Annotated in this window: 17 protein-coding genes and 3 tRNA genes; 14 read left to right on the top strand and 6 right to left on the bottom strand. The window is 40.8% G+C overall.

Annotated elements, in window-relative coordinates; all coding sequences use genetic code 11:
* Positions 1–291 precede the first annotated feature (291 nt).
* Together ndk and Q0779_RS02710 are read left to right on the top strand one after the other, a co-directional pair.
* Positions 292–723: a nucleoside-diphosphate kinase gene (gene ndk, locus Q0779_RS02705; RefSeq protein ID WP_298769275.1), complete on the top strand. Its 432-nt coding sequence runs from the start codon at positions 292–294 to the stop codon at positions 721–723.
* 1,200 nt (positions 724–1,923) lie between these two features.
* Positions 1,924–4,539, top strand: coding sequence for a TonB-dependent receptor (locus Q0779_RS02710; RefSeq protein ID WP_298769277.1), 2,616 nt, complete (start codon positions 1,924–1,926; stop codon positions 4,537–4,539).
* Positions 4,540–4,824: 285 nt separating this feature from the next.
* Here Q0779_RS02710 and panP read toward each other — a convergent pair whose 3' ends face one another.
* The gene (gene panP / locus Q0779_RS02715) at positions 4,825–6,477 is read right to left on the bottom strand and encodes a pyridoxal-dependent aspartate 1-decarboxylase PanP (RefSeq protein ID WP_298769279.1); all 1,653 of its coding nucleotides are present in this window, start codon (positions 6,475–6,477) and stop codon (positions 4,825–4,827) included.
* A 395-nt stretch (positions 6,478–6,872) separates the two neighbouring features.
* On the opposite strand from panP, the gene Q0779_RS02720 reads away from it, so the two are divergent.
* The 3 genes from Q0779_RS02720 to glnS all read left to right on the top strand — a co-directional run bounded on the left by Q0779_RS02720 (position 6,873) and on the right by glnS (position 11,248).
* Complete coding sequence (locus Q0779_RS02720; RefSeq protein ID WP_298769281.1) at positions 6,873–7,112, top strand: FeoA family protein; 240 nt, start codon at positions 6,873–6,875, stop codon at positions 7,110–7,112.
* Positions 7,105–9,411, top strand: coding sequence for a Fe(2+) transporter permease subunit FeoB (gene feoB, locus Q0779_RS02725; RefSeq protein WP_298769283.1), 2,307 nt, complete (start codon positions 7,105–7,107; stop codon positions 9,409–9,411). The genes Q0779_RS02720 and feoB overlap by 8 nt, the downstream gene beginning before the upstream one ends.
* Before the next feature lie 166 nt (positions 9,412–9,577).
* A complete protein-coding gene (glnS, locus tag Q0779_RS02730) occupies positions 9,578–11,248 on the top strand; it encodes a glutamine--tRNA ligase (protein WP_298769285.1) in 1,671 nt (556 codons plus the stop codon).
* Between the two features lie 100 nt (positions 11,249–11,348).
* Here the strand turns inward: glnS and Q0779_RS02735 are convergent, their stop codons facing one another.
* Positions 11,349–11,945, bottom strand: coding sequence for a Yip1 family protein (locus Q0779_RS02735; RefSeq protein WP_298769287.1), 597 nt, complete (start codon positions 11,943–11,945; stop codon positions 11,349–11,351).
* Positions 11,946–12,303: 358 nt separating this feature from the next.
* Here Q0779_RS02735 and Q0779_RS02740 point away from each other — a divergent pair, with 358 nt between their 5' ends.
* On the top strand, positions 12,304–13,143 hold the full coding sequence (locus Q0779_RS02740) for a tRNA isopentenyl-2-thiomethyl-A-37 hydroxylase MiaE (protein ID WP_298769289.1): 840 nt from the start codon (positions 12,304–12,306) through the stop codon (positions 13,141–13,143).
* A gap of 116 nt (positions 13,144–13,259) precedes the next feature.
* On the opposite strand, the gene acpA is transcribed toward Q0779_RS02740, so the two are convergent.
* The 3 genes from acpA to Q0779_RS02755 all read right to left on the bottom strand — a co-directional run bounded on the left by acpA (position 13,260) and on the right by Q0779_RS02755 (position 16,667).
* Positions 13,260–14,957, bottom strand: coding sequence for an acid phosphatase (gene acpA / locus Q0779_RS02745; protein ID WP_298769291.1), 1,698 nt, complete (start codon positions 14,955–14,957; stop codon positions 13,260–13,262).
* 488 nt (positions 14,958–15,445) lie between these two features.
* Positions 15,446–16,162 (bottom strand): UDP-2,3-diacylglucosamine diphosphatase, encoded by a 717-nt coding sequence (locus Q0779_RS02750; RefSeq protein WP_298769293.1) that lies wholly within the window; start codon positions 16,160–16,162, stop codon positions 15,446–15,448.
* 13 nt (positions 16,163–16,175) lie between these two features.
* Positions 16,176–16,667 carry a peptidylprolyl isomerase gene (locus Q0779_RS02755; RefSeq protein ID WP_298769295.1) on the bottom strand — a complete coding sequence of 164 codons (492 nt, stop codon included), beginning with the start codon at positions 16,665–16,667 and terminating at the stop codon, positions 16,176–16,178.
* 239 nt (positions 16,668–16,906) lie between these two features.
* Here Q0779_RS02755 and cysS point away from each other — a divergent pair, with 239 nt between their 5' ends.
* On the top strand, positions 16,907–18,286 hold the full coding sequence (cysS, locus tag Q0779_RS02760; protein WP_298769297.1) for a cysteine--tRNA ligase: 1,380 nt from the start codon (positions 16,907–16,909) through the stop codon (positions 18,284–18,286).
* A 107-nt stretch (positions 18,287–18,393) separates the two neighbouring features.
* Here cysS and folD read toward each other — a convergent pair whose 3' ends face one another.
* The gene (gene folD / locus Q0779_RS02765) at positions 18,394–19,248 is read right to left on the bottom strand and encodes a bifunctional methylenetetrahydrofolate dehydrogenase/methenyltetrahydrofolate cyclohydrolase FolD (RefSeq protein ID WP_298769299.1); all 855 of its coding nucleotides are present in this window, start codon (positions 19,246–19,248) and stop codon (positions 18,394–18,396) included.
* A gap of 387 nt (positions 19,249–19,635) precedes the next feature.
* On the opposite strand from folD, the gene Q0779_RS02770 reads away from it, so the two are divergent.
* The 7 genes from Q0779_RS02770 (at position 19,636) to lon (ending at position 26,205) form a co-directional block, all read left to right on the top strand.
* Positions 19,636–19,712: transfer RNA gene (locus Q0779_RS02770), tRNA-Pro, on the top strand.
* A 71-nt stretch (positions 19,713–19,783) separates the two neighbouring features.
* Positions 19,784–19,860 (top strand) — tRNA-Arg (locus tag Q0779_RS02775).
* Positions 19,861–19,868: 8 nt separating this feature from the next.
* A tRNA-His gene (locus Q0779_RS02780) sits at positions 19,869–19,944 on the top strand.
* 387 nt (positions 19,945–20,331) lie between these two features.
* Positions 20,332–21,636, top strand: coding sequence for a trigger factor (gene tig, locus Q0779_RS02785; protein WP_298769300.1), 1,305 nt, complete (start codon positions 20,332–20,334; stop codon positions 21,634–21,636).
* Between the two features lie 91 nt (positions 21,637–21,727).
* The gene (clpP, locus tag Q0779_RS02790) at positions 21,728–22,339 is read left to right on the top strand and encodes an ATP-dependent Clp endopeptidase proteolytic subunit ClpP (protein WP_298769301.1); all 612 of its coding nucleotides are present in this window, start codon (positions 21,728–21,730) and stop codon (positions 22,337–22,339) included.
* A gap of 83 nt (positions 22,340–22,422) precedes the next feature.
* Entirely contained in the window at positions 22,423–23,700 is a 1,278-nt protein-coding gene (clpX, locus tag Q0779_RS02795) for an ATP-dependent protease ATP-binding subunit ClpX (protein ID WP_298769303.1), read from the top strand.
* Between the two features lie 147 nt (positions 23,701–23,847).
* Positions 23,848–26,205 (top strand): endopeptidase La, encoded by a 2,358-nt coding sequence (gene lon / locus Q0779_RS02800; protein WP_298769305.1) that lies wholly within the window; start codon positions 23,848–23,850, stop codon positions 26,203–26,205.
* The last annotated feature ends 221 nt before the right edge of the window (positions 26,206–26,426 follow it).

Consider the following 26,426-nt stretch of genomic DNA (forward strand, 5'->3'; position numbering starts at 1 on the left):
TGTGCGTTTAACGCCCATTGCTTTTGAGGTTTTCATAGATAAGTCTCCAAAGTGTCAACTTACCTCAGGACGGAACAGTATCACCTTAAAAGGCAATAAGCATTCTTGCCCCTTTGTTTTTTTAAAAGAGTACGCCTTGAATTAGGCACTTTTACAGGCTCTGAAAACACGTATCTTCAAGTCTCACGGGTATATCTGTGTGAGATCCTCATACAAGGGTATGAATCATGCATTAAATTTCGTATAATCCGCGCGAATTTTAATACATGTTTATAAAAAAGGATGCTTTTCATGGCTATCGAACGTACTTTTTCAATTGTAAAGCCTGATGCTGTTGCCAAAAATAATATTGGCGCTATCTACAACCGTTTTGAAACTGCTGGTTTAAAAATTGTTGCTGCTAAAATGGTCCATTTATCTCAAGAGCAAGCTGAAGGTTTTTACGCTGAGCACAGTGAGCGTCCTTTCTTTGGCGCATTAGTGGCTTTCATGACTTCAGGCCCTATTATGGTTCAAGTGTTAGAAGGTGAAAATGCCGTTCTTGCTCACCGTGATATTTTAGGTGCGACTAACCCAGCTGAAGCAGCTGAAGGCACAATTCGTGCTGATTTTGCTCAAAGTATCGATGAGAATGCGGCTCATGGTTCAGATTCATTGAGTTCAGCTGAGCGTGAAATTGCTTATTTCTTCAGTGCTGAAGAGCTTTGCCCACGCACTCGTTAAGATTAAGTGTAACCATAAAATAAAAGGAAGCCTGAGGGCTTCTTTTTTTATGTCTATTGATTGATATAACAAAAATATCGGCATTAAAGCCAAATTTAATGGCAAAAACAATTGAGCTCATATTAACCTTTTGATTATAATAGTTTTTTGTTGTTTTCTATTATTGTCTCGAGTTCAGTCTACATAGACTTTTCAGTTGAAATACCATGATTGACTTCAACAACGTCTCACTTTTGTTTTAGGCCGTCATTAGATTATAAATAAGATCATTTGAAAAATGCTCATTCATCCATACTGAATATTGTATTATTTCATTTTAATGTTAAATATTGATACTAATGTCTGCCACCTCCACATTTTTAAGATGAGAGTCGCCGTTATTTTAAATTTAATGTTATTTACTTCTATATAAATCTATTCTTCCTGTTTTGCTTTTTATTTTCATATATATGAAATAAGGTTATTTTAAATTCGATTAACCATCATACCTTTTTAATGTGATTGTGGTTGATTAAATGGCTGAGTGATTCATATATAAAGTCTTTTATTTCAGTTTATTGAATACCTAGTCGTTTTATGTTTTATAGTATAAAGCAATCCATTTAGCTGACAGGCTATGTTTCTTTTTCAGGTTAAGTAATACAAATGCTGTTTGCCGTGGCGGATTGCTTTAATCATTATATTAATAATATAAAGATATCATTCCCGTGATCTATTAATTTAACATCTGATGTTATTTTGACCACTCAATCCCAGTGTATATCTTAGTTGTGGTGGGGTGCAGCCTATAGCGATATCCTTATTTTTGAACATACATTGTATCAATTACTGATACTTTGTTTTAATAATTGTTATTTTTTAAACTTTATTTAACCTATAAATTAACTACTAACTAATTGTTTATAATTTAGTATCAAAATGGGTTGTTGTAAAAATTCAATATAATTTATTTATATATTTAATGCTGTTTTTTATAACCTTGTGTTTTTATTGGGTTTGCGTTATTTGTTATTATTTGTATCGAGTTTTATTTGTTCATAAAAACGCTTTTAGGTTATTTTAATGTAATTAGTGTTGACATGAAGTCGTATATTTAACAGTATTTAGTTCGAAAATAATTAACGTTAGTTTCAATAATAAAATAATAAACAACAAATAATAATATTTTGATATTTCAAGTTGGAATGTCAGGGAGAATATATGCATTCATTAACTTTAGCTGCGAAAGCAGTCCGTCGTAGCTGTTTGGCTATGGCTGCCACTAGTGTTGTTTTATCTGGGCAAACTTTCGCAGAAGAGACAACAATTGAAGAGAAAGTCGAACGTATTTCTGTAACAGGCTCACGTATTAAACGTACCGATATGGAAACGGCGAGCCCAGTTACTGTTATTGATGCCAGTGCGATTAAAGCATCGGGTGCAACATCAATTGACTCTGTGCTACAAACCATGACTGCCACAGGCGGAGCCATGACTAATCCTGGTATTAATAATGGCTCACAAGGTAATGCCTCTATTAACTTACGGGGTTTAGGTTCACAACGTACCTTAGTATTAGTGAATAGCCGTCGTATGGTTAACTCTGGCACAGGGGCTGCTTCAACCGTTGACTTAAACACTATTCCTGTTTCGATGATTAAGCGCATTGAAGTGCTTAAAGATGGCGCATCAGCGGTTTACGGTTCCGATGCAATTGCTGGTGTGGTTAACATCATTTTAAAAGATGATTTTGAAGGTTTTGAATTAAATGCCCAAAGCGGCGCCTCAACCGAAGGTGATGCAATCACAAGTAGTATCGATCTTACGGTTGGTGGTAACTTTGACCGTGGTAATGCGGTTATGGGTATTCAATATATGGATCGCGGTGAAGCCAGTATGGCAGATCGTGATTTCTCAGCGTGTCCTTATGCAGAAGAAACCGATGCTGATGGCAATATATCGCTCTACTGCGCGGGAAGTGTATTGACTCCTTATGGGCATGTATACGGACCAAATAATGAGTCTTTACAAGGTAATGCCGATGGCACTTGGCATGATTTTTCTGATAGTGATAGATATAATTACAATTCAGAAAGCTATCTTTATACCCCAATGCAACGTTTAAATATGACAGCATTAGCTAACTATGAGTTAACTGACACGCTGAATTTATTTGGTGAGGCGATGTACTCTAAGCGTTGGTCTGAGCAACAAATGGCGCCTCAACCTATTTGGACTGATTTTACCTACACGGAAGCTATGGGTGACAGTTTGATTAGCAGCGGGATTAATTATGATGATTCGGTTACCTATTACCGTCGAATGTCAGATGTCGGCAATCGTGAGTTTAGCCAAGTCGTCGATACCGTTCGTATTGTTACGGGCCTTGAAGGTGAATTTGGGGACGCGTGGAGCTGGGATGTTGCGGTAAATTATGGTCGTAATGACTCTGTCGATCGCCTAGCGAATCTGATTAATATGGGTTCTGTTAATGATGATATTGCAGATGGGACTTTTAACCCATTAGACCAAACTGCATGGTCGGCTGATAACATGCAAGGTTACACTTACACTGAGATTAACTCTGGTGGCAGTGAAATGTTTATTCTGTCTGCTAACATAGGTGGTGAGTTATTTGAAATGCCAGCGGGTATGGTTGGCTTTGCAGCAGGTCTTGAGCAAAGAACGGAAAAAGCATGGTTTATCCCTGATTCATTAACGGCTCAAGGCTTAGCAAACGATCCAAAAGTGGATCCCACTAGCGGTGAGTACGATGTGACAGAAGCGTATGCTGAATTTATTATTCCTGTACTCTCTGATATGTTCTTAGCTGAAAATGTTGAAGTTAGTGCGGCGATACGTGCGTTTGATTACAGCACCTTTGGTAGTGACAGCACTTGGAAGTTAGGTTTAACGTGGGGCGTGACAGAAGACTTAATGCTGCGAAGTGTTGCTTCAACAGCCTTTAGAGCGCCTACGGTCGATGAGTTGTATTCTGGTCAATCTACTTCTTTTGATCAAGTCACCTTCCCTGGTGCGCAAGATCAAGCACAAGTGACTGTCGGTGGTAATGAAAATTTAACACCGGAAGAAGCAAAAACACTTACTGCAGGTTTTGTCTATTCTCCTAGTTGGTTTGATGGTTTATCCGTAACGGCCGATTATTATAATATTAAAATCGATAATGCCATTGCGGAAGTTAATGCTCAGTATATTGTTGATTCTTGTTTAGACAGTTCTGGTAATGCAACAAATACGAGTTCTGCACTCTGTCAGTCTGCTCAAATTTCAATGGATAATACAGGTCGTATTACCTTTAATAACCAATTACAAAATATTGGTTCTGAAGAAACATCAGGTATTGACTTGAATGTGGCTTATAACTTTGAAATGTTAGGGTTAGATTGGAGAGCGGCTGCTGATAGTACTATTTTGTTAGACTATGAAGTGACCACAACGGAAGGCACTGTAGATTATGCAGGCTTTATCACTTCAGGTATTGGTAGCTATTCCAAGTATAAAACGAACCTTGATTTGAGTGTGATGGCGGATAATTGGAGTGCGAATTATCAAGCACGTTTCATTGCGGGCATGGACAGCTTTGATTGTAAGGATGACACATCAGCCTGTTATGCACCTTCAGTTGATATGGTTGTTTATCATGATATCTCAGCGTCATATTTCATGACCGAGAACTTGACTTTCTCTGCGGGCATTAATAACTTGTTCGATAAAGCGCCTCCATATTATTCAGGTAATAATGATTCAAATACAGACCCTTATACTTATGATACTTTAGGTCGTCGTTTCTATGTTCAAGCTAGCTTGAAAATGTAATTGATGAGGAATAATGGTTTTAGTGTTTTGGAATAAAAACTATTATTGATTAAGATTAAGTTGAATAAAACACCGTGAATATCGCGGTGTTTTTTTATGCAAAAAAGACGGGAGTGACAATCTAGGGTATTTGTTTTAAGAAGATGAAATTGACTATTCTCTTCAGTTTCTGTGTGCGAAAGTGAAGATGACAAGCTTAGTAGGATAAAAAGCGGGATTGAGCGGTGAGTATTACAGATAGGGATTACAGGTACCAGTACTAGGCTGAAACCTGCTCCGTTTTTGTTATTGTTCAGTATGGCTATTAGTGAGTGTTAACAGCTCAGGTAAAAACTGTGTGTCTTGCTGCGCAATACTGATTTGCTCAGCTAATACATCGTTTAGGATGTCATGAGTGGTTAATGGGTTGGCCAACACGACCCGAAAGACAATAGAAGGGCCATTCATTAAAGGTTCTGCTTGAATTCGAGTACGAGAAACGAAAGAGGTCCCTTGCTCTCGTTGCTGTTTTTGGATCCATTGAGTCAGTCCATCAAGCAGCTGATTAATGTTTGTTAAAGTGCTTATATCATTCATCTCTCGAGCTTTCTCTATCGTCTGTTGCACTTGTTCTGGCACATAGCGATAGGTTAATAAACACAGTTCAGGCTCGCTGACGAGTTCAAAATCATCTTGTTGATGGATAAGATCTGCAAAATAACGTGCCTTTTCTAGACTGTTATTAATCAATATTTCGTAGCCATCTCGACCAATAATTTGTAAACAGGCATGCACAAGCATAGCCATACCCGGCCGTGATCCTTCCAGTGTTTGGCTGCCTAAATCTTTTGAACCTTGACGTAAAATATATTCAGCATGGTGTTTTATGGCATTAGCAAAGGTGGGATCTTTAAAGAGCACCATGCCAGCGCCCATGGGGACGTATAATTGTTTATGGGCGTCAATGGTGACAGAGTCTGCACGTTCAATTCCGCTGAGTAAGTGGCGATATCGATTTGATAGTAAAGAAGCCCCTCCCCAGGCGGCATCCACATGAAAATGACAATTGAGATCTGCTGCAAGATCTGCCAGTTCATTAAGGGGATCAATATTGCCGGTTTCAGTGGTGCCCGCGACACCCACAATGGCCATCACTTTAATATTGGATGAATGAAGTTTATGGGCCATTGTGCGCATTTTTTTTACGTCGACTTTATTATTGTTATCAACAGGCACTTGAATGATATTCTCTCGGCCAATACCTAATAAATCAGCCGTTTTGCCTAAAGAATAATGTCCACGTTCAGAGACTAAAATGGCTAAATCTTCAAAACCATAATGACGTAACCCTTTCATCAGGCCTTGGGCAGCAATACCTTTGTAATCGCCATCGGCTTTTAATAGCTGATTTCGAGCAGTCCACAAAGCGGTAATATTGGCAACGGTTCCCCCTGAGCAAAAAGCCCCGAGAGAATCATTTGCACTGTGCATCCAGTGTTGATAAAAATCACCATTTTTTTGATAAACAAGGTGATGCATCATGCCAAGCACTTGCCGCTCAAGAGGGGTAAAGGCTTTTGATGTTTCTATTTTAACCAAATTTTGATTCAGTCCTACCATCATTTTCGATAAAGGTAAGACAAAATAAGGTAAGGCGGAGGTCATGTGGCCAATAAAACTGGGCGAAGAGGTATGGACAGAATGCGCCACCAAATTTTTCATGATGTCATCTGTATAATCAGAGACAAACTGAGGCATCTCAGGAATGTGGTATTGTTGAAAATCACGTTCAATCTCAGTGAGAGGCTTTTCAATTGCAACAATACTGTCCTTTAAAAAGCCCATTAAATCACGAGATAGGTTTTGTTCTATCACGCTCAGTGTCGAATCAGGGGCTTCTGGCAACGTAAAAATGCGTAAAAGGGCATCTTCTGATGCTGTGGCACGTTTGAATGTCATGACGCTTACTATCTCTTACCTATCAAACTGGGTTAACGGCATTAACGAGGATGTTATGCCCGTTAAAATGGGGAGCTCACTTTACTGTATGGCGTAGAGTGCATCAAGTGATAAATGAAGGCAAATGAATTGATTATGTTTATGGGGTTTATTTTTTGCCTCAGGTCTTCATCTCACAAGGTTTGTGCTTGTGTGCATACTTTTAATACAGGCGGATATTGTAATTGATAATGATTACTATTTAATTTGTTTTTAAGCTCAATAAAGCAGATAATAGCGGGCAATTGATAGGTGGTTATGTTGATAAATGATTGAGGTTGAGCAAGTCCATTCTTGCTTCCCATTTCGCGATGAAGGCTCTATCTCTCGCGTACTTCTCAAAGGGATATAGGTAAATGAAGTTAAGTGAATTAAAACCAGGAGATAATGCCATTATCTCTATTGTTGGGCAGATATCTTTGCCGTTAACGGTAAAACGAAAGTTACTTTCGATGGGGATCACACCCAATACTCGTTTTTCCTTGATCCGTCGTGCGCCTATGGGAACGGGCCTTGAGCTGAATTTACGAGGGAGTAAATTATGCATGAGGCAAGATCTGGCCGATATCATTGAGGTTGAAAAAGCCCATGACTAAAGAATTTCATTGTGTCACTGTTGGTAACCCTAATGCGGGAAAATCGACATTATTTAATGCATTAACGGGGGCGAATCAGCAGGTCGGTAATTGGTCTGGTGTGACCGTTGAAAAGAAGACGGGTCTTTTTACTTTAGAAAACACCGATGTGTATTTAACTGACTTACCTGGGATTTACGATTTACTCCCAGCTGGAAATTCTTGTGACTGCTCTTTGGATGAACAAATTGCACAAGTTTATTTAGCCAATGAAAAGATGGATGGCATCATTAACCTTGTGGATGCAACCAATATCGAGCGACACCTTTATTTAACTGTGCAATTACGCGAATTGGGGATCCCTTTAGTTGTTGTACTCAATAAAATTGATGTTGCACTGGCACGGGGAATCGATATTAATGTCGAGCAGATGAGTACTGCCTTAGGCTGCCCTGTAGTTGCTGTTTGTTCTCGAGATGAAAAAGATATTATCAAAGTCAAATCCCAAGTGGTGGCCTTATTAAAAGGGCAAGTCTCAAAATCGCCCTTAATACTTGATTATGGTCATGCATTGGAAGCGCAGATCAGTCAGATCCTAACAGAAACACCTGCGTTGACTCGAGGGGATGCATTAGCCAAGTTGGCGAGCCAATCTACAAGACAAAACAATTGTGGCAGTGCGTCGAATCCTGAGTCTATTAATAAGAAAGATGAAAAAGCTGGGGATGTCTTAGCAGTATCTGATGAAGATATTGAAATTTTTCTTGCAACAACGCGATTTAATTTTGTTGAGCAAGTGTTTACTCGCTCAGTGACAAGTGAACAACATGAAACGCTTACGGACAAATTAGATAAAGTCGTGCTTCATCCTTTTCTAGGAATTCCTATTTTTTTATTGGTCATGTACTTACTGTTTATGGTCAGTATTAATGTCGGAAGTGCGTTTATTGACTTTTTTGACATCAGTGCTGGAGCATTATTTGTTGATCATTTTGGCGCATTACTTGAGGGGATAGGCTCACCAGCATGGTTAGTGACGATTTTAGCGGGAGGCATGGGCCAAGGTATTCAGACAGTGGCCACCTTTATTCCAGTGATTGCAGCTTTATTTTTAATGCTATCCATATTGGAAGGCTCAGGCTATATGGCAAGAGCGGCTTTTGTTGTTGATGGCCTCATGCGCCGCATTGGTTTGCCGGGTAGAGCATTCGTGCCTATGATTGTGGGTTTTGGCTGCTCTGTTCCTGCGATTATGTCTACGCGGACGTTAGGCAGTGAACGTGAGCGAATAGTGACAGGTTTAATGACACCTTTTATGTCCTGTGGTGCGCGCCTGCCCGTTTATGCCTTATTTGCCGCGGCGTTTTTTCCGCATACGGGGCAAAATTTAGTTTTCGGTTTATATATTATTGGCATTATTGCCGCAATAGGCACCGGATTGTTACTGCGATCGACGGTGTTACCTGGTTCCAGCAGTGCCGTTGTCATGGAGCTGCCAAGCTATGAAAGGCCCAAATTTAGAACGGTTATGAATCGAACTGGCAAGCGCACGAAAAGCTTTATTAAAGGGGCGGGTAAAACCATTGTTATTGTGGTGACCTTGTTGAATTTTGTTAATTCAATTGGTACAGATGGCAGCTTTGGTCATCAAGATAGTGCTGAGTCAGTGTTGAGTGTCGTGAGTCAAAATGTGACGCCTTTCTTTTCACCTATGGGGATAGAGAAAGATAATTGGCCCGCAACGGTAGGAATTATTACTGGGCTTTTTGCTAAAGAAGCGGTGGTGGGAACATTAAACAGTTTATATTCTGGAGGAGACAGTAATGAGCGCTTAACGCCTTTATTCGAGTCTTTTAAAGAAGCATTGGCCACTATTCCTGCTAACCTATTTGGTATTTCATTAGACGATCCCTTATCGCTGTCTGTAGGAGATGTGTCATCGGTTAATTCGGCCGCGCAAGAGCAATCGGTAAGCACCCATACCTTTATTGCGTTAAAGTCGGGTTTTCCAACGTTAATTGCGGCGTTTGCTTATTTACTGTTTATTTTGCTGTACACACCTTGTGTGGCAGCGATGGGAGCGATGGTGAATGAGTTTGGTCCTCGTTGGGCACTGTTTGCAGCGACTTGGACATTTGGTCTTGCTTATGGCACTGCGACTGTGTTTTATCAAATGGCGACTTTAGCGCAACATCCGCTGCAGTCAATATTGTGGAGCGGCTTCTTCATTGGTGCCTTAGTGATATTTTATTTTTGGTTAAAGCGAAAGGGCCGCAAGACACAGAGCATTATTCCAAATGTGAAAGTGATCACCGAGTAATTTTTGCCAAAGTGAGAGAAAAAGCAGCGTTCATTCGCTGCTTTTTACATTAGAATCGATTATTTTTTACGATAATCGTTATTTTTCAGTGTGGATCGTTGTATCTCGAGGTGATCTGTAGGATCATGCTTTTTTAACTTTTAACCCTGTCCTTGAGAGGAATTCCATGAGTCAAGTGGACACCGAAGTACGTCCGAGTAACTTCATTCGTAATATCATTGATGAAGATCTTGAAACGGGTAAGCACACACAAGTGCATACCCGTTTTCCGCCAGAGCCAAATGGCTTTTTGCATATTGGTCATGCTAAATCAATTTGCCTCAACTTTGGTATTGCACAGGATTATCAAGGTCAATGTAATTTACGTTTTGATGATACTAACCCTGAAAAAGAAGATATCGATTATGTGCATTCTATTCAGGAAGATGTGCAATGGCTTGGTTTTCAATGGGCAGGAGAGATCCGTTACTCATCAAATTATTTTGATAAGCTGCACCAATATGCGTTAGAGCTTATTAAGAAAAATTTAGCCTATGTGTGTTTTCTTAACAGTGAAGAAACACGTGAGTACAGAGGGACGTTAAAAGCACCGGGTAAAAACAGTCCTTATCGTGATACCAGTGTTGAAGAAAACTTAGCCTTATTTGAAAAAATGCGCCTGGGTGAATTCAAAGAAGGTGAGTGTGCGCTGAGGGCGAAAATTGATATGGCCTCGCCTTTTATGTGTATGCGCGATCCCATTATTTATCGGGTGCGTTTTGCCCACCATCATCAAACAGGGGATAAGTGGTGTATTTATCCCATGTATGATTTCACCCATTGTATTTCAGATGCGATTGAAAATATCACCCATTCATTATGCACATTAGAGTTTCAAGATAACCGACGCTTGTATGATTGGGTATTAGATCATTTAGATGATTTCAACATTGATAATCGGACTCGCCAATATGAGTTTTCACGATTAAATCTTGAATACACGTTAATGTCTAAGCGAAAACTTAATGATCTTGTCGTGAATAATGTGGTTACAGGTTGGGATGATGCACGTATGCCGACAATTGCAGGGTTGCGTCGTCGAGGTTATACGGCTGCGTCTATCCGTGAGTTTTGTCAGCGTATTGGTGTGACGAAACAAGAAAACATGGTTGAAGTGGCTATGCTTGATGCCTGTATTCGTGAAGAGCTCAATGAACATGCACCCCGCGCAATGGCTGTGATTAATCCTATTAAAATTATCATCGAGAATTATCCTGAAGATAAAGTCGAAGCGATCATGGCGCCTGTGCATCCGAATATTGAAGCAATGGGCAAAAGATCCTTAGCCTTTAGCCGTGAAATTTTTATCGATGCCGATGATTTTCGTGAAGAAGCCAATAAAAAATATAAGCGTTTAGTGCAAGGGAAAGAAGTGCGCTTACGTAATGCTTATGTGATTAAAGCTGAGCGTTGTGATAAAGACGATGAAGGTAATATTACCACCATTTATTGTACTTATGATGCAGATACATTAGGCAAAAACCCAAGTGATGGCCGAAAAGTTAAAGGGGTGATCCACTGGGTTGAAGCCAGTACGGCTCAAAAAGCAGAGTTTCGATTATATGACAGATTATTTATCGATCCAAATCCTGCTACCAGCGATAATATTGAAGAAGTGCTTAACCCCCATTCACTGGTTATCAAGCAAGGTGTGGTTGAGGCAAACTTAATCGATGCGGTTGCCGAAAAAGCCTATCAATTTGAACGTGAAGGTTATTTCTGTGCTGATAACAAAGATTCGAATCCTGAGCATTTAGTGTTTAACTTAACGGTACCGTTAAGAGATTCTTTTGCATAATTTCAGTCAATAAGATAAAAAACCGACAGCGTAGTATGCATATGGGTTGTCGGTTTTTTTATGTCCAAAGGCTTTTCATTCCTGCAAAAGCCTGCATTTGTTATTGATAGACAGGCGATAGCCCCCAACTCCATAAAATCGCACTGCTTCCCATTAACGCACTTAGCAGTATAAAGCCTGCAGTGAGTACGGATAAAGTGTATACAATACTCTTATCTTCATGAATATTCATGATGATAGGAACGCCTGTAAATAACAAATACATAGAATAACTCAGCCCGATGAGGCCTACGATCATAATAAACCAAAGCACGGGGAATAAACTGGCGAAGCCTACCATAAAAATGGGGGTAGCAGTATAGGCGGCTAGCTCTAAAGATTGAGTATACGTGGGCGTTGCATCAAAGGTTTTGGCCATCCAAAAAATAATATAAGCGAGAATAAATACGCCAGCAAGTAAGCCAAAATACATGGATAAACTAATAAAAAAGGCACTGCGAACGGTAAAAAAATGTCGCTGACCGATCCCAAGATCCCAGCCGATGTGTGTGGTGGCAATATAACTACAAATAACGGGAATAAGCGCGATGAGCAAGATATGACTCAGGCTACTTTTAAATGACTCATGGTTTTTTTCTATTGCGTGCCATTCTTCTTTTGGATGCGTATATAGCCCCATTAAATGATTTAAAATCATGATGCTCACCTTCTGTCTAGCATGTTAAGGATGCTCGTCAAACTGCGATATCTAAGGGGTGTTACATTACTGGATAAGGCCTTGGACATAGACGAACTTGTTACAGCTCTATGATTATTAATTAAACAAAATGTGATCGATGTCAAGTATTGAGATGGGCGAAGTCACGGCGTATTCATATAAATTGGGGTAAGTACCCATATTAAAAGTAGGCTTTTATAAGGCTTATTATTGCGTTAGTGCTACTTAGTGTTTCCAATAAAATAAAATCAATAAACCTGATTAAGTCATAGGGAAGATGTGTATTTACTGGTAAAATCGCACCTATGTTGCATTACATTCTTGAGATTTTTTAACCGTGTCGACTCAATCTTTACTTTCTCCAATCATGGGGTTTTTAAGCTGCAGCACGCCTGAAGCATGGATCCAAAAAGCGGCTTTACCTGAAAACCTGTCTCAGTTGCTGATTGATCACTGTAATTGTGAGCTCAAAGCGGCTCAAACTGCTATGTTTCTGTTGAGAAAATATGCGGTTGATGCCGATAGCGGCCAGTTATTATTGGCTTGGGCGAAGCCTTATGAAGACTTTGTTTATCAAAAAGAGAGGGATATTGGTGAGTTTTTAGCGGGACGAACTCAAAAAAATGAGGCCATAGGAGAACTGACGCCTAAGGCTAATTTTGCCACTGCGCCAGATTTAATTGCCAAAATGGTACGTTTAATTAAAGAAGAGTTTCATCATTTTGAGCAGGTGTTAGCATTAATGCATGCTAGGGGCATTGAATATCAAAATATGAATGCAGGTCGTTACGCAAAGGGCATGATGAAACATATTCGCACCTTTGAACCGGCTGCATTAGTGGATAAGTTGATTGCAGGGGCCTTTATTGAGGCGCGATCCTGTGAACGTTTTGCCATGTTAGCCCCATATTTAGATGATGAATTGAATAAGTTTTATGTGTCCCTTTTGCGCTCTGAAGCGCGTCATTATCAAGATTATTTAACTTTAGCTGAAAATATTGCCGAAACCACGTCAACGAAGGTGAACACAAACAACTCAAAGAAGGTAAAGCCCTCTGTTAAAGAGGATATTCCATCTCGTATCGCCTTGTTTGCAACAGTAGAAGCTGAATTGATTTCGAGCCCTGATCCTGATTTTAAGTTTCACAGTGGGCTTCCAACACAGCTTATGGGGTAAATGATGTGAAGCAGTGCACACCAATATGCGCTACTTCTTTGAGTTTATTCGTCGATGGTTGATTTGGCATAATTGAAGATAATATAGGGCTTTAGAGTAAAGCCCTTTTTCGCGTGCTAACGGGGAAAAGTGAGGGTATTGGTCAAATCGCCAAAAGGGATTTGATCTCGGGCTATCATTTCTTTCTCTCTTTGTTTGATACCCTCTAATGTTTCTAAATCAAATACACGAGTAATGAGTCGTAATATAGATGCGGTATCATATTGAGTATGATCGACGCCACCGTGACGTGAGAAAGGAGAAACCACGAGCGCAGCAATACGAGAACCCGGTCCCCATCTGTCTCCTTTAGGTGGCGCGACATGATCCCACCAACCGCCATTTTCATCAGTTGTGACAATGACGACCATATTGTCCCACTGAGGGCTTTCTTGTAGTACTTTAAGTGTTCTATCAATATGCCTATCACCGGATTCTATTTCGGCGTAACCTGCATGCATATTAAGGTTACCTTGTGGTTTATAGAAGGTCACTGGCGGCAATTTCCCCGCCTCGACATCTTGAAAAAACTTGTTAGTACTGGAGTCATTGCCCAGTCCTGCATCACGTAAACGTTTACTGCGTTCAATAGGATGTTCAGGCCCTTGAGCTTTGAAGTAATTAAAAGGTTGATGGTGATATTGAAAATTAGGTATTTTAGGGATCCCTGTTGAGTCTTGATATTCATCAATAGTGGCTGACCATGCGCCAGCATACCAAGCCCAATCAATGTTCTTTTTCGATAGTTTGTCACCGATGTGCTCATGGGTTTGTGGCACTAGCGTATTGGGCTGCTCCCAGTCAGCATAGTCGGGACGCTTTGGATCGCGGCTCCAACTGGGCCAATAAGGCGGCGACATGGTATTGACGGCATAACCGTCAGGTGTCAAGGCGCTGGGACCAAACTGTGGTGGCCCATCCATGGCACTTGCCGGTGAGCTGTCTAATGGTTTTAATCGCGTGTCGTGTGAATCATGGGTCTGAAGTGTGGCTATTTGGGTTTTAGCTGGCGAACTGTGCACATTGGGATAAAAAGGGACTGTTGCGCTGATTAAATACTGATGGTTGAGAAAGGATCCACCAAATGCACCTTGAAAGAAGTTATCACATAATACAAATTCTTTGGCGACATTCCAGAGCCTAAGAGAGTAACGACTTTGCCCATAATGACCCATTGTTAAGGCGCCTGAATCAGCCCAAGCGACAAAATGATCATTTTTACCGCCATTGATTTGCATTTGATTTTGATAAAAGACATGCCAGAGATCTCTGGTGACAAGGCCAAAAGGTAAATCTTCTCCATTAGGCCCTTTTAAGGCAAAAGGGGCATTTGGTAAATGGGTTTGGTATTGAACATCGGTAGGGTAATCTACGCCATTGATATTTTGTGGACCGAGCTGCACACAGCCTCCCCATATTTCAGGAAGTGTGTCTAAAATATTGCCGTTTCTGTCTTTTTGTTGATATTCTTCAGGTTTCAGAGATGATAATGGTTTCTCAAGGCCTGGGAAATCACTAAATAGATTATTAAAGCTGCGGTTTTCGGCATAAATAACGACGATATTTTTAACATTCTTTTGTAATGCGTTATTGAGTTCAGCTGTGGTTCGAGATGAAGGTGTGAGTGCTTGTTTATTATCTTTATTACTATCTTTATTACTGGCATAAGCACTTAAGGATGCCCCTGCGCCGATTGCCGCAACACCGGTTAAGAAACGTCGGCGGCTGATACTATTGGATGTTTTATTAGAGGAGGGATTTTTAGGATCAGTCATGCATTGCCCTTACTGGATATAAAAGAGAATAAATTTACGCAGTAAAATGAGCATGCCAGATAAGATGGAAAGATAAAATACAGAACAAATAATGAAGCTGTCAGTATTAATGAATAGTATTTAATACTTGTCAGCAGATTTATTGAAAACCAATAAATTGAATTTTAATTATTGCATTTATATCAGGTGTTTATGTATTTAATTCTCAGTTCATAGAACAGGAGAATAATATATCAAGGCTTTATTATTTATTTTGTGACCTTATCAATAGACCTACATTTATAATACGATATCGTTACTTTTAATTTTAGATATCGATACTTAATTATTACGAAAAGCATTTTTAGATGACAAAAAGACGATTAAGTTATCAATGTAATTACCCAATTGGCAATATCAAAGGACGATAGTTTTCATATTGGGCAGGCATTAAATGGCATCAATACGCGTTAGAAAAGCGTATTGATGAACCGAAAGGTAATAAAAAATTAATCTATAAAGGGTAATACTTGTAACTCTGCGCCTTCACTTGATAATTTTAATACACTCCCTTGATCGTACCAGTCGCCTACGACAATCCGTCGTTTATTTTGCTTTAGCATATGTATATTGGGTCTGTGTGTATGTCCGTGGATTATAAATTGGCTTTGTGTGTTAAGTAATAAGGCATCAACCGCACTAGGCTCTACGTCCATAATTGCCTGATTTTTACTTTGATTCACATGTTGGCTATTTTTACGAATATTGAGAGCAATATTATGGCGTGTTTTTTTGGGTAAATGATTATAGATCCATTTGGCCCATGACCAATTTCTAAAGGTTCGAAAACGCTGGTAAGCCTTGTCTAATGTACAAAGACTGTCACCGTGTAAAAGCACATACTTGTTATCGTAAAGCGTGAGTGGCGTGATTTCAGGAAGTAAAATCATGCCACTGCGTTTGGCATAGCGTTTACCGATAAGAAAATCACGATTACCATGAATAAAATAAATGGGGAGTGTGGCGGAAATGGTTTTGAGCTTATCGGCGATATTGAGTGCAAAAGGTTCGGCTAAATCATCCCCGACCCAGACATCAAAAAGATCGCCGAGAATATAGAGTGCATCAGTATCGCTTGTGAGATTATCAAGAAATTGAATAAAAGCGTTTGTAATATCAGGGCGATCCGCACTTAAATGCAAATCACCCACAAAGAAAGTATGCATTAATATTTTATGCTTAGGCAATACTGACTTTTTCGATAATGACGGCTTCTAAAGGTACATCTTGATGCATGCCTTTATTCCCTGTGCTGACGCCTTTAATTTTATTAACTACGTCCATTCCCGCTTTCACTTCGCCAAAGACACAATAACCCCAACCTTGTGCATTTTCTGCTTTAAAATCAAGGAAAGTATTGTCGCTAATGTTAATGAAAAATTGTGCAGTCGCAGAATGTGGATCAGAGGTTCTTGCCATGGCAATACTGCCGATAACGTTTGATAAGCCATTATTGGCTTCGTTTTTAATGGTTTCATTACAGCGTTTTTGGCTCATGTCTTCAGTAAAGCCCCCACCTTGGATCATGAAGCCATCGATAACACGATGGAAAATCGTACCGTCGTAAAAGCCATCTTTGGCGTAATTGAGAAAGTTCTCAACAGTAGCAGGTGCTTTTTCACCGTTCAAATTTAGCTGAATATCACCGTGGTTTGTGTGAAGTGTGATCATGATTTTTCTCTATGTTTGCACAAAATGCGCAGATAAATAAGGGTAAATAGTCGTGTGATTCTAACCTAATTGCTTTAACGCATAAAGTCTTGAATGAAATAAAGAGAAGCGAATAATACAAGTTTACTGCTTGTGATCGCATTTTTTGTTCTTTGTGTGTGAAAACAAGCTGGAAGCCCTTTCTAGGCGATGGTAGACTGACTCCTTTAAACCCTATCTGGATCGTGAAGAGAAAAGCAATGTTGAAGCTATACAATAGTCTGACCCGCCAAAAAGAGGAATTTAAGCCAATTGTACCTGGAAAGATTGGTATGTATGTGTGTGGGATCACTATTTATGATCTCTGTCATATCGGACATGGTCGAACATTTGTAGCCTTTGACATGATGGTACGTTATTTGCGTTATGCAGGTTTTGACGTGAATTATTTGCGTAATATTACTGATGTCGATGATAAAATTATCAAACGCGCCAATGAAAATAATGAGAGCTGTGAATCACTCACTGAGCGGCTCATTACAGAAATGCACAGTGATTTTGATGCATTAAATATGCAACGCCCTGATTTCGAGCCTAGAGCGACATTGCATATTGCTGAAATTATCGAAATGGTAGAAACATTAATTAGTAAAGATCATGCTTATGTTGCGACTAATGGCGATGTATTATTCAGTGTGGCTTCTTTTAAAGAATATGGCCGTTTATCTGGACAGGATCTGAGTCAGTTACAAGCTGGCGCACGTGTTGAAGTGGACGAGACGAAACGTGATCCCATGGATTTTGTGTTGTGGAAAATGTCCAAACCCAGTGAGCCCACGTGGGATTCGCCTTGGGGAGCGGGTCGCCCTGGTTGGCATATTGAATGTTCTGCAATGAACAGTAAGCATCTAGGAAAACATTTTGATATTCATGGTGGTGGCTCAGATCTGCAATTTCCTCACCATGAAAATGAAATTGCGCAATCTTGCTGCGCCCATGATACACCGTATGTGAACTATTGGATGCATTCAGGCATGGTGATGGTTGATAAAGAAAAAATGTCCAAATCACTCAATAACTTTTTCACCATTCGAGATGTATTGTCTCATTATGATGCAGAAACGGTGCGTTATTTCTTATTGTCTGGTCATTATCGCAGTCAACTTAATTATTCAGAAGATAACTTAAAACAATCTAAAGCCGCATTAGCCCGTTTATATACGGCACTTAAAGGGTTAGATTTAACCGTTGAGGCCGCTGATGATGCTCATTTTGTTGCTAAATTCAACCTGGCGATGAATGATGATTTTAATACACCAGAAGCGTATGCGGTATTGTTTGATCTGGTGCGTGAGATTAATCGCTTAAAAGAAGTCGACTTAGCGGCAGCGTCTGCTCTTGGTGTCAGTTTGAAGCGTTTAACGGATGTATTAGGTCTATTAAAGCAAGATGTAGATTCTTACTTTAAAGGTGAAGGCTCTGATGATGAGGTGGCCCAAATTGAAGCGTTTATTGCGCAGCGTAATGAAGCGCGCGCGGCAAAAGATTGGGCGGCAGCCGATGTGGCTCGTGATGGATTGAATGCCTTAGGGGTAGTGTTAGAAGATGGTCCTGAAGGAACGACTTGGCGTAAAAAATAATGTTTGATTTTACGCTCGCCGACTAATAAAAATGCCTGCAATGATGCAGGCATTTTTATTAGCAGCTCTTTTAAGCAGGTTAACCACGAATGGTTATTGGATCACGATTAATCGTGATATTCTTCCGCGGCATATAAGGTGTTATCGAGCAGGCTGGCAATGGTCATTGGACCGACACCACCTGGAACTGGCGTGATCCAAGCTGCATTTTCTTGTGCGCTATCAAAGGCAACATCACCAACCAGTTTGCCCTCATCGGTGCGATTAATGCCAACATCAATAACAATGGCGCCAGGTTTTATCCAGCTGCCAGGAATAAAGCCCGGCTTACCGACAGCCACAATGACTAAATCGGCTTGCTTGACTTTTTCCTCTAAATGACGAGTAAAGCGATGACAAGTTGTTGTGGTACAACCTGCCAGTAACAGTTCAAGAGTCATTGGACGCCCGACAATGTTAGAGGCTCCTACAATGACGGCGTCCAGTCCAAAGGTATCGATGCCAGTCGATTTTATCAGCGTCATAATGCCCATAGGCGTGCAAGAGCGCAGCACTGGAATACGCTGTGCTAAACGGCCGACATTATAAGGGTGGAAACCATCTACATCTTTATCGGGACGGATACGCTCAATGACTTTGGACTCTTCAACATGTTCAGGAAGGGGGAGCTGCACTAAAATACCATCGATACTGGCATCATCATTACACTTATCGATTAAAGCGAGTAAATCAGCTTCACTGGTATCACTGGGTAAATCATAAGAGCGAGAAATGAATCCTACTTCTTCACAGGCTCGTCGCTTATTGTCGACGTAGACTTGCGAGGCTGGATCCGCGCCAACGAGAATAACGGCTAAACCAGGGATCCGCTGGCCTGCTTTTTTACGGGCAGTGACTTTATCTTTAAGCTGAGTTCGAATAGATTGGGCGATGGCTTTACCGTCGATAATTTGGGCAGTCATTGGGGGTTAGATATCCTTTATAGGCCGCAATAATGGAAACGGCGTTATAGTAGCAGCAGGTGCTGCTTGTGTCATTGATTATAGCGTCAGATTAATTAAGTTTATGACGAATATAATCCAACCACGAAAGATTTCGCGCCCCTAATGTTGATAGCCAAGTGAAATGAAGGTGCGAATTGCACTTGGCTATATAGGGGTTATGCAACGACAATGGCGTGGGGTGTTTATTCTATCACCTAACTGATTAAAAAGAGGCTGGATAGTTGTTAAAATAATCAAGTGAACCTTTCTAATGGAAAAAACCGTTGACGGACTTTAGGTGAGGGGATAAGATGCGCTCCGTTCTCAGCAAACAAGTCGTACAGATGGTTTTTGTTTATGCATATTCGGTGATTAGCGCAGCCCGGTAGCGCATCTGGTTTGGGACCAGAGGGTCAGAGGTTCGAATCCTCTATCACCGACCACATTTTTATTATTTGCATTTATTCGCGAATAATGATTAAAATATTTGATTGTAAATAGTATTTACAACAAAGCGCCCGTAGCTCAGTTGGATAGAGCATCCGCCTTCTAAGCGGATGGCCGCAGGTTCGAATCCTGCCGGGCGTACCATTTTTGTGGTGATTGTAGCTCAGTTGGTAGAGCCCCGGATTGTGATTCCGGTTGTCGTGGGTTCGAGCCCCATCAGTCACCCCACTTATTCAGTGTTAGAATACAAAAAAGCGATCTCTAATAGATCGCTTTTTTGTGTCTAAAATTAAAGTGATTTAAACAAATATACCTGTCTTTTCCCATCTAAACACATTCAGAGCAAACGCGTTACACTGTCTGTTTTTTGACAAAAAATACGCTGTATTTCAGTTCTGGTTATTAAATGTTTTCCATTTACTGTTGAATTTTGTATTTCCAAAGGTTTTGAGTATATAATATCGCGTCTTGATATCTATCAATGAATAAGTGACCAGTGCTAGACGCCAGTCTTTACGGGTAAACTCGTTAGATTAACGGATCAAGAAACGAATATTAGAATGGTTGAATTTTTCGACTGTTTAAAGGACGTTAGACATATTTCGAGGTAATAAAATGCAAGTTTCTGTTGAAACCACTCAAGGCCTAGAGCGTCGCTTAACGATTTCTGTTCCTGCTGAGCAGATTGAAACGCTTATTTCAAACAATTTGAAGAGTGAAGCGAAAAAAGCACGTATTCCAGGTTTCCGTCCAGGCAAAGTCCCTGTCAGTGTTATCAAGCAACGTTATGGTAAAGCCATTCGTCAAGATGTGACGGGTGAAGTGATGCAACGTAATTTCGTTGAAGCTATCATGGCTGAAAAATTAAACCCTGCAGGCGCACCGACTTTAACGCCGGGTAACAGTGAAGGTGAGAATTTTGAATTCATCGCTACGTTTGAAATTTACCCAGAAGTCGAATTAAAAGATCTTGATGCAATCACCGTTGAGCAGCCAAAAGCTGAAGTGACGACTGCTGATATTGATGCGATGATCGAAACATTGCGTAAGCAACATGCTAAATTTGAAGCAGTAGAGCGTGAAGCCGCAACTGGCGATAAAGCGAAAATCAACTTCACAGGGTCTATTGACGGTGAAGAGTTTGAAGGCGGCAAAGCTGAAGATTTTGAGCTAGAACTTGGCAGCGGTCGTATGATCCCAGGTTTCGAAGCCGGTGTTGAAGGACATAAAGCGGGTGATGAATTTGAAATCGATGTGACTTTCCCAGAAGATTACCACGCTGAAAACCTAAAAGGGAAAGCGGCAAAATTCGTCATTACAGTCAATGAAGTACAAGGTGCCGATCTACCAGAAGTGAACGATGAGTTTGCTACATTGTTCGGTATTACTGAAGGCGGAATCGACGCGTTACGTGCTGAGATCAGTAAAAATATGGGCCGTGAACTTGAGCAAGCGTTAAAAGCGAATGTGAAAGAGCAAGTCCTTAATGGTCTTCTAGAAAAGAATGATATTGAACTGCCTAAAGCATTAATCGACGGTGAGGTGAAAGTCTTACGTGAGCAAGCAATGCAACGTTTTGGCGATCAAGCGGCAAACATGCCTGAATTACCAGCTGATTTGTTCACCGAACAAGCTGAGCGTCGTGTAAAAGTGGGCTTATTATTAGGTGAAGTCATTAAGACAAATGAGCTAAAAGCGGAAGACGATCGTGTTGAAGCTTTGATTGCTTCTATGGCTTCAGCCTATGAAGATCCAAGTGAAGTGGTTAACTACTACAACAATAATAAAGAGCTTATGCAGAACATGCGTAACGTTGCTTTAGAAGAACAAGCGGTTGAAGCTTTGTTAAAATCTGCTACATTGACAGAGAAAGAAGTCAATTTCGAAGAATTTATGAACAAGGCTACTGCTCGCGGTTAAGCTTAGCTTGACTTAAACGGCTGTTCGTCATTTATAATGGCTCGTATGAGGTTCGCTCATGCGAGCCATTTTTATTTAGGGAAGGTAAAACATGAACCAAGCGCCAGAAACAGTACTTAATGCACTCGTGCCTATGGTTGTTGAACAAACGGCTAAAGGTGAACGTTCTTATGATATCTATTCTCGCTTATTAAAAGAGCGTATCATATTCTTAGTGGGCCAAGTTGAAGAACATATGGCTAACCTTATTGTGGCTCAATTACTGTTTTTGGAGTCAGAGAGCCCAGATAAGGATATTTTTCTTTATATTAACTCGCCTGGTGGGTCGGTTACCGCTGGCATGGCGATATATGATACTATGCAGTTTATTAAGCCAAATGTGAGCACCGTTTGTATCGGTCAAGCGGCAAGTATGGGATCATTTTTACTGGCAGGTGGGGCGAAAGGGAAGCGTCATTGTTTACCTAATTCTCGTGTGATGATCCATCAGCCATTAGGCGGTTTCCAAGGACAAGCGTCCGATATTGCGATTCACGCACAGGAAATTTTAGGGATAAAAAGTAAACTTAATACTATGCTGGCTGAACATACAGGTCAGCCGATGGAAGTGATTGAGCGTGATACGGATCGAGATAACTTTATGAGTGCAGCTGAAGCAGTTGAATATGGACTGGTTGACTCAATATTAACAACTCGAGGCTGATTTTTGTTTTAGGCTGAGCTATGCTGAGTTTAATGCAATGAAATGATTCAGGCAGTAAAGTAACTGCAAAAAGAGGTAGAGTAATGGGCGACAACAAAGATAACGGTGACAGTGGTAAGCTACTGTACTGCTCTTTTTGTGGAAAGAGCCAGCATGAAGTCAGAAAATTGATTGCTGGGCCTTCTGTATATGTTTGTGATGAGTGTGTTGAGCTCTGTAACGATATTATCAGAGAAGAGATTAAAGAAATCTCACCTAAGGAAGAGCAAGACAAGCTGCCAACACCTCATGAGTTAAGGGCGCATTTAGATGATTATGTTATCGGTCAAGATAAGGCAAAAAAAGTCTTATCGGTAGCGGTTTATAATCATTATAAACGCCTAAAGAATAGTGGTTCAAAAGATGATGTTGAGCTGGGCAAGAGTAATATCTTACTCCTTGGCCCAACAGGTAGTGGTAAAACGCTATTGGCTGAAACCTTAGCTCGCTTTTTGAATGTGCCTTTTACGATGGCAGATGCCACCACATTAACCGAAGCGGGTTATGTGGGGGAAGATGTAGAGAACATCATTCAGAAGCTTTTGCAGAAGTGTGACTATGATGTAGAAAAGGCAGAGCGTGGCATTGTCTATATTGATGAGATTGATAAAGTCAGTCGCAAATCTGATAACCCTTCAATTACCCGTGATGTTTCCGGTGAAGGGGTACAACAAGCCTTATTAAAACTGATTGAAGGGACGATTGCTGCCGTACCACCGCAAGGAGGACGTAAGCATCCACAGCAAGAGTTTTTGCAAGTTGATACATCAAAAATCTTATTTATCTGTGGTGGCGCTTTTGCTGGACTTGAAAAAGTCATTGAGCAAAGAGCACATACAGGAACAGGCATTGGATTTGGTGCGCAAGTCAAAGGTGAAGATGATAAAGCCACTATCTCTGATACTTTATTACAAGTTGAACCAGAAGATTTAGTGAAGTATGGTTTGATCCCTGAATTTATTGGCCGTTTACCGGTATTGGCGACACTAGCTGAACTGGATGAATATGCGCTAATAAAGATTTTATCTGAGCCTAAAAATGCATTAACGAAGCAGTTTGCCGCTTTATTTGAAATGGAAGAGGTTGAACTCGAATTTCGTGAAGATGCATTAAAAGAAATTGCTTTAAAAGCCATGACCCGTAAAACCGGTGCACGGGGCTTACGTTCAATTGTGGAAGGCATTCTACTTGATATCATGTATGACTTACCGTCAACAGAAGATGTGGCGAAAGTGGTTATCGATGAGTCAGTAGTAAAAGGTGAATCTGAGCCTATTTTAATTTATCAAAATAGTGATTCGAAAACCGCTGCTGCAGAGTAATTTTTAAGATAAGTGCTATTCTATATAAAAAAGGAGTCAATCAGACTCCTTTTTTTATGCCATTTTCATTTAATTTTTTATCTTCCATTGAAACCAAAGGTTTTATCCCAATATACTCAGTAATAATTTATGAAACGGAATCGAGCTATGACACTAGAGCGTGAAGCGCGAATCGAACTACCCGTGTTACCACTGAGGGATGTAGTGGTGTACCCCCATATGGTAATTCCGTTATTCGTCGGACGAGAAAAATCCATTCGCTGTTTAGAAGCTGCGATGGAACAAGATAAACGGATCATTTTAGTGGCTCAGCGTGATGCTGAGTTGGATGATCCTACTGGTGATGATATTTTTGATGTGGGCACTGTTGCGTCTATTCTGCAGTTACTCAAGCTACCTGACGGGACAGTTAAAGTCCTTGTTGAAGGTGGGCAAAGAGCCAGAATAGAGCGTTATTCGGATGAGAATGATATTTTTGTTGCCACGGCGCAATATTTAGAGTCGGCACCGCTTGAAGATAAAGAAGAAGAAGTGCTTGTTCGCTCCGCAGTCAATCAGTTCGAAGGTTACATCAAACTCAATAAGAAAATTCCGCCAGAAGTATTAACCTCATTATCAGGTATCGATGAAGCCGCGAGATTGGCCGATACCATGGCTGCTCATATGCCGCTCAAATTAGAAGACAAGCAATCAGTGCTAGAAATGATTGATGTTGGCGAGCGTCTTGAATATTTGATGGCGATGATGGAAGCGGAGATTGACTTATTACAGGTTGAAAAACGCATTCGCTCTCGGGTGAAAAAGCAAATGGAGAAGAGTCAGCGTGAGTACTATTTGAATGAGCAAATGAAAGCCATTCAAAAAGAACTGGGCGATATTGATGAGTCTCATGATGAATTTGAATCCTTAGCGCGTAAAATCGAAGAAGCTAAAATGCCCACTGAGGCCCAAGAAAAGGCCACATCAGAGCTCAATAAGCTTAAAATGATGTCACCTATGTCGGCTGAAGCGACGGTTGTGCGTAGCTATGTCGATTGGATGATTTCTGTCCCTTGGGTGAAACGCTCTAAAATTAAACGTGACTTAGCCAAAGCCCAAGACGTGTTAGATACGGATCATTTTGGACTCGAAAAAGTCAAAGAGCGTATTTTAGAGTATCTCGCGGTACAAAGCCGAGTGAAACAGCTCAAAGGGCCTATTTTATGCCTAGTGGGCCCACCAGGTGTGGGTAAAACCTCTTTAGGTCAGTCAATTGCGAAAGCGACAGGGCGAAAATATGTGCGTGTCGCCTTAGGTGGCGTGCGTGATGAAGCTGAGATCCGTGGCCATCGCCGTACTTATATTGGCTCTATGCCAGGTAAAGTCATTCAAAAGATGTCTAAAGTGGGTGTGAAAAACCCCTTATTCTTGCTCGATGAAATAGATAAAATGAGTTCGGACATGCGTGGCGATCCGGCTTCAGCACTGCTTGAAGTGCTTGATCCTGAACAAAACACTAGCTTTAGCGATCACTACCTTGAGGTGGATTATGATCTGTCTGATGTCATGTTTGTAGCCACATCTAACTCGATGAATATCCCCGGTCCTTTGCTTGATAGAATGGAAGTTATTCGTCTTGCGGGTTATACCGAAGATGAGAAGCTTAATATTGCCAAGCAACATTTATTGCCGAAACAAATTGAGCGCAATGGGCTGAAAGCGTCTGAGGTCAGTGTCGATGATAGCGCCATTATTGGCATTATTCGTTATTACACCCGTGAAGCGGGCGTGCGTTCACTAGAAAGAGAATTGTCTAAAATTTGTCGTAAGGTGGTTAAGCAAATTTTACTCGATAAGAGCATTAAAAAGGTTGACGTTAACCAAGATAATTTAAAATCTTTCTTAGGCGTGCAACGTCACGATTACGGTAAAGCAGAGTCAAATAACCAAATTGGGCAAGTGACTGGACTGGCTTGGACTGAAGTGGGTGGCGACCTATTGACCATTGAAGCAACGTCTGTTGCAGGCAAAGGCAAGCTGAGCTATACCGGCTCGTTAGGTGATGTCATGCAAGAGTCTATTCAAGCGGCAATGACGGTTGTACGTGCACGTGCTGAGCAATTAGGTATCAATCCTGATTTTTATGAGAAACGTGATATTCATGTTCATGTGCCAGAAGGCGCGACACCTAAAGATGGACCGTCTGCGGGCGCCGCAATGTGCACGGCTTTAGTGTCTAGTTTAACGGGTAATCCTGTTCGTGCTGATGTAGCGATGACAGGTGAAATAACCCTGCGTGGTGAAGTGTTGCCTATCGGTGGCTTGAAAGAGAAGCTCTTAGCGGCTCATCGAGGCGGCACTAAGCGTGTGCTTATTCCGAAAGAAAATGAGCGTGATTTAGAGGAAATTCCTGCTAATGTGATTGCCGATCTTGAAATTCATCCTGTTAGATGGGTGGATGAAGTGCTGAAATTATCTCTTGAAAGACCCATTGAAGGCTTTGATGTGGTCACAAATGTCGGATAATTGCTTAAAAATTAGCTACGCAATAAAAAAATGCAAAAAAGAGGCTTAACAATGCCTCGACCTGTGGTAGCCTAGGTCGGTGCTGAATCAGTGAAGCCAGCCCTTGGTTTCACTGGATTTAAGCGGTATCTTATTTATATTTATTAGGTTTTCTTATAAGACTTGAACTTTAGTTCTAAGCTTGTTATAAAAGCCTCCGCGGACCGCTCTAGACAAGGATT

The sequence above is a fragment of the uncultured Shewanella sp. genome (genome assembly GCF_947491715.1).
Taxonomy (GTDB): domain Bacteria; phylum Pseudomonadota; class Gammaproteobacteria; order Enterobacterales; family Shewanellaceae; genus Shewanella.

Excerpts from the sequence above, each read along its gene's own strand:
- Q0779_RS02720 (WP_298769281.1), top strand. The coding sequence starts at position 6,873 with ATGAAGTTAAGTGAATTAAAACCAGGAGATAATGCCATTATCTCTATT.
- panP (WP_298769279.1), bottom strand. The coding sequence starts at position 6,477 with ATGACATTCAAACGTGCCACAGCATCAGAAGATGCCCTTTTACGCATT.
- Q0779_RS02750 (WP_298769293.1), bottom strand. The coding sequence starts at position 16,162 with ATGCATACTTTCTTTGTGGGTGATTTGCATTTAAGTGCGGATCGCCCT.
- Q0779_RS02735 (WP_298769287.1), bottom strand. The coding sequence starts at position 11,945 with ATGATTTTAAATCATTTAATGGGGCTATATACGCATCCAAAAGAAGAA.
- cysS (WP_298769297.1), top strand. The coding sequence starts at position 16,907 with ATGTTGAAGCTATACAATAGTCTGACCCGCCAAAAAGAGGAATTTAAG.
- glnS (WP_298769285.1), top strand. The coding sequence starts at position 9,578 with ATGAGTCAAGTGGACACCGAAGTACGTCCGAGTAACTTCATTCGTAAT.
- Q0779_RS02710 (WP_298769277.1), top strand. The coding sequence starts at position 1,924 with ATGCATTCATTAACTTTAGCTGCGAAAGCAGTCCGTCGTAGCTGTTTG.
- tig (WP_298769300.1), top strand. The coding sequence starts at position 20,332 with ATGCAAGTTTCTGTTGAAACCACTCAAGGCCTAGAGCGTCGCTTAACG.
- ndk (WP_298769275.1), top strand. The coding sequence starts at position 292 with ATGGCTATCGAACGTACTTTTTCAATTGTAAAGCCTGATGCTGTTGCC.
- Q0779_RS02755 (WP_298769295.1), bottom strand. The coding sequence starts at position 16,667 with ATGATCACACTTCACACAAACCACGGTGATATTCAGCTAAATTTGAAC.
- clpP (WP_298769301.1), top strand. The coding sequence starts at position 21,728 with ATGAACCAAGCGCCAGAAACAGTACTTAATGCACTCGTGCCTATGGTT.
- acpA (WP_298769291.1), bottom strand. The coding sequence starts at position 14,957 with ATGACTGATCCTAAAAATCCCTCCTCTAATAAAACATCCAATAGTATC.
- folD (WP_298769299.1), bottom strand. The coding sequence starts at position 19,248 with ATGACTGCCCAAATTATCGACGGTAAAGCCATCGCCCAATCTATTCGA.
- lon (WP_298769305.1), top strand. The coding sequence starts at position 23,848 with ATGACACTAGAGCGTGAAGCGCGAATCGAACTACCCGTGTTACCACTG.
- clpX (WP_298769303.1), top strand. The coding sequence starts at position 22,423 with ATGGGCGACAACAAAGATAACGGTGACAGTGGTAAGCTACTGTACTGC.
- feoB (WP_298769283.1), top strand. The coding sequence starts at position 7,105 with ATGACTAAAGAATTTCATTGTGTCACTGTTGGTAACCCTAATGCGGGA.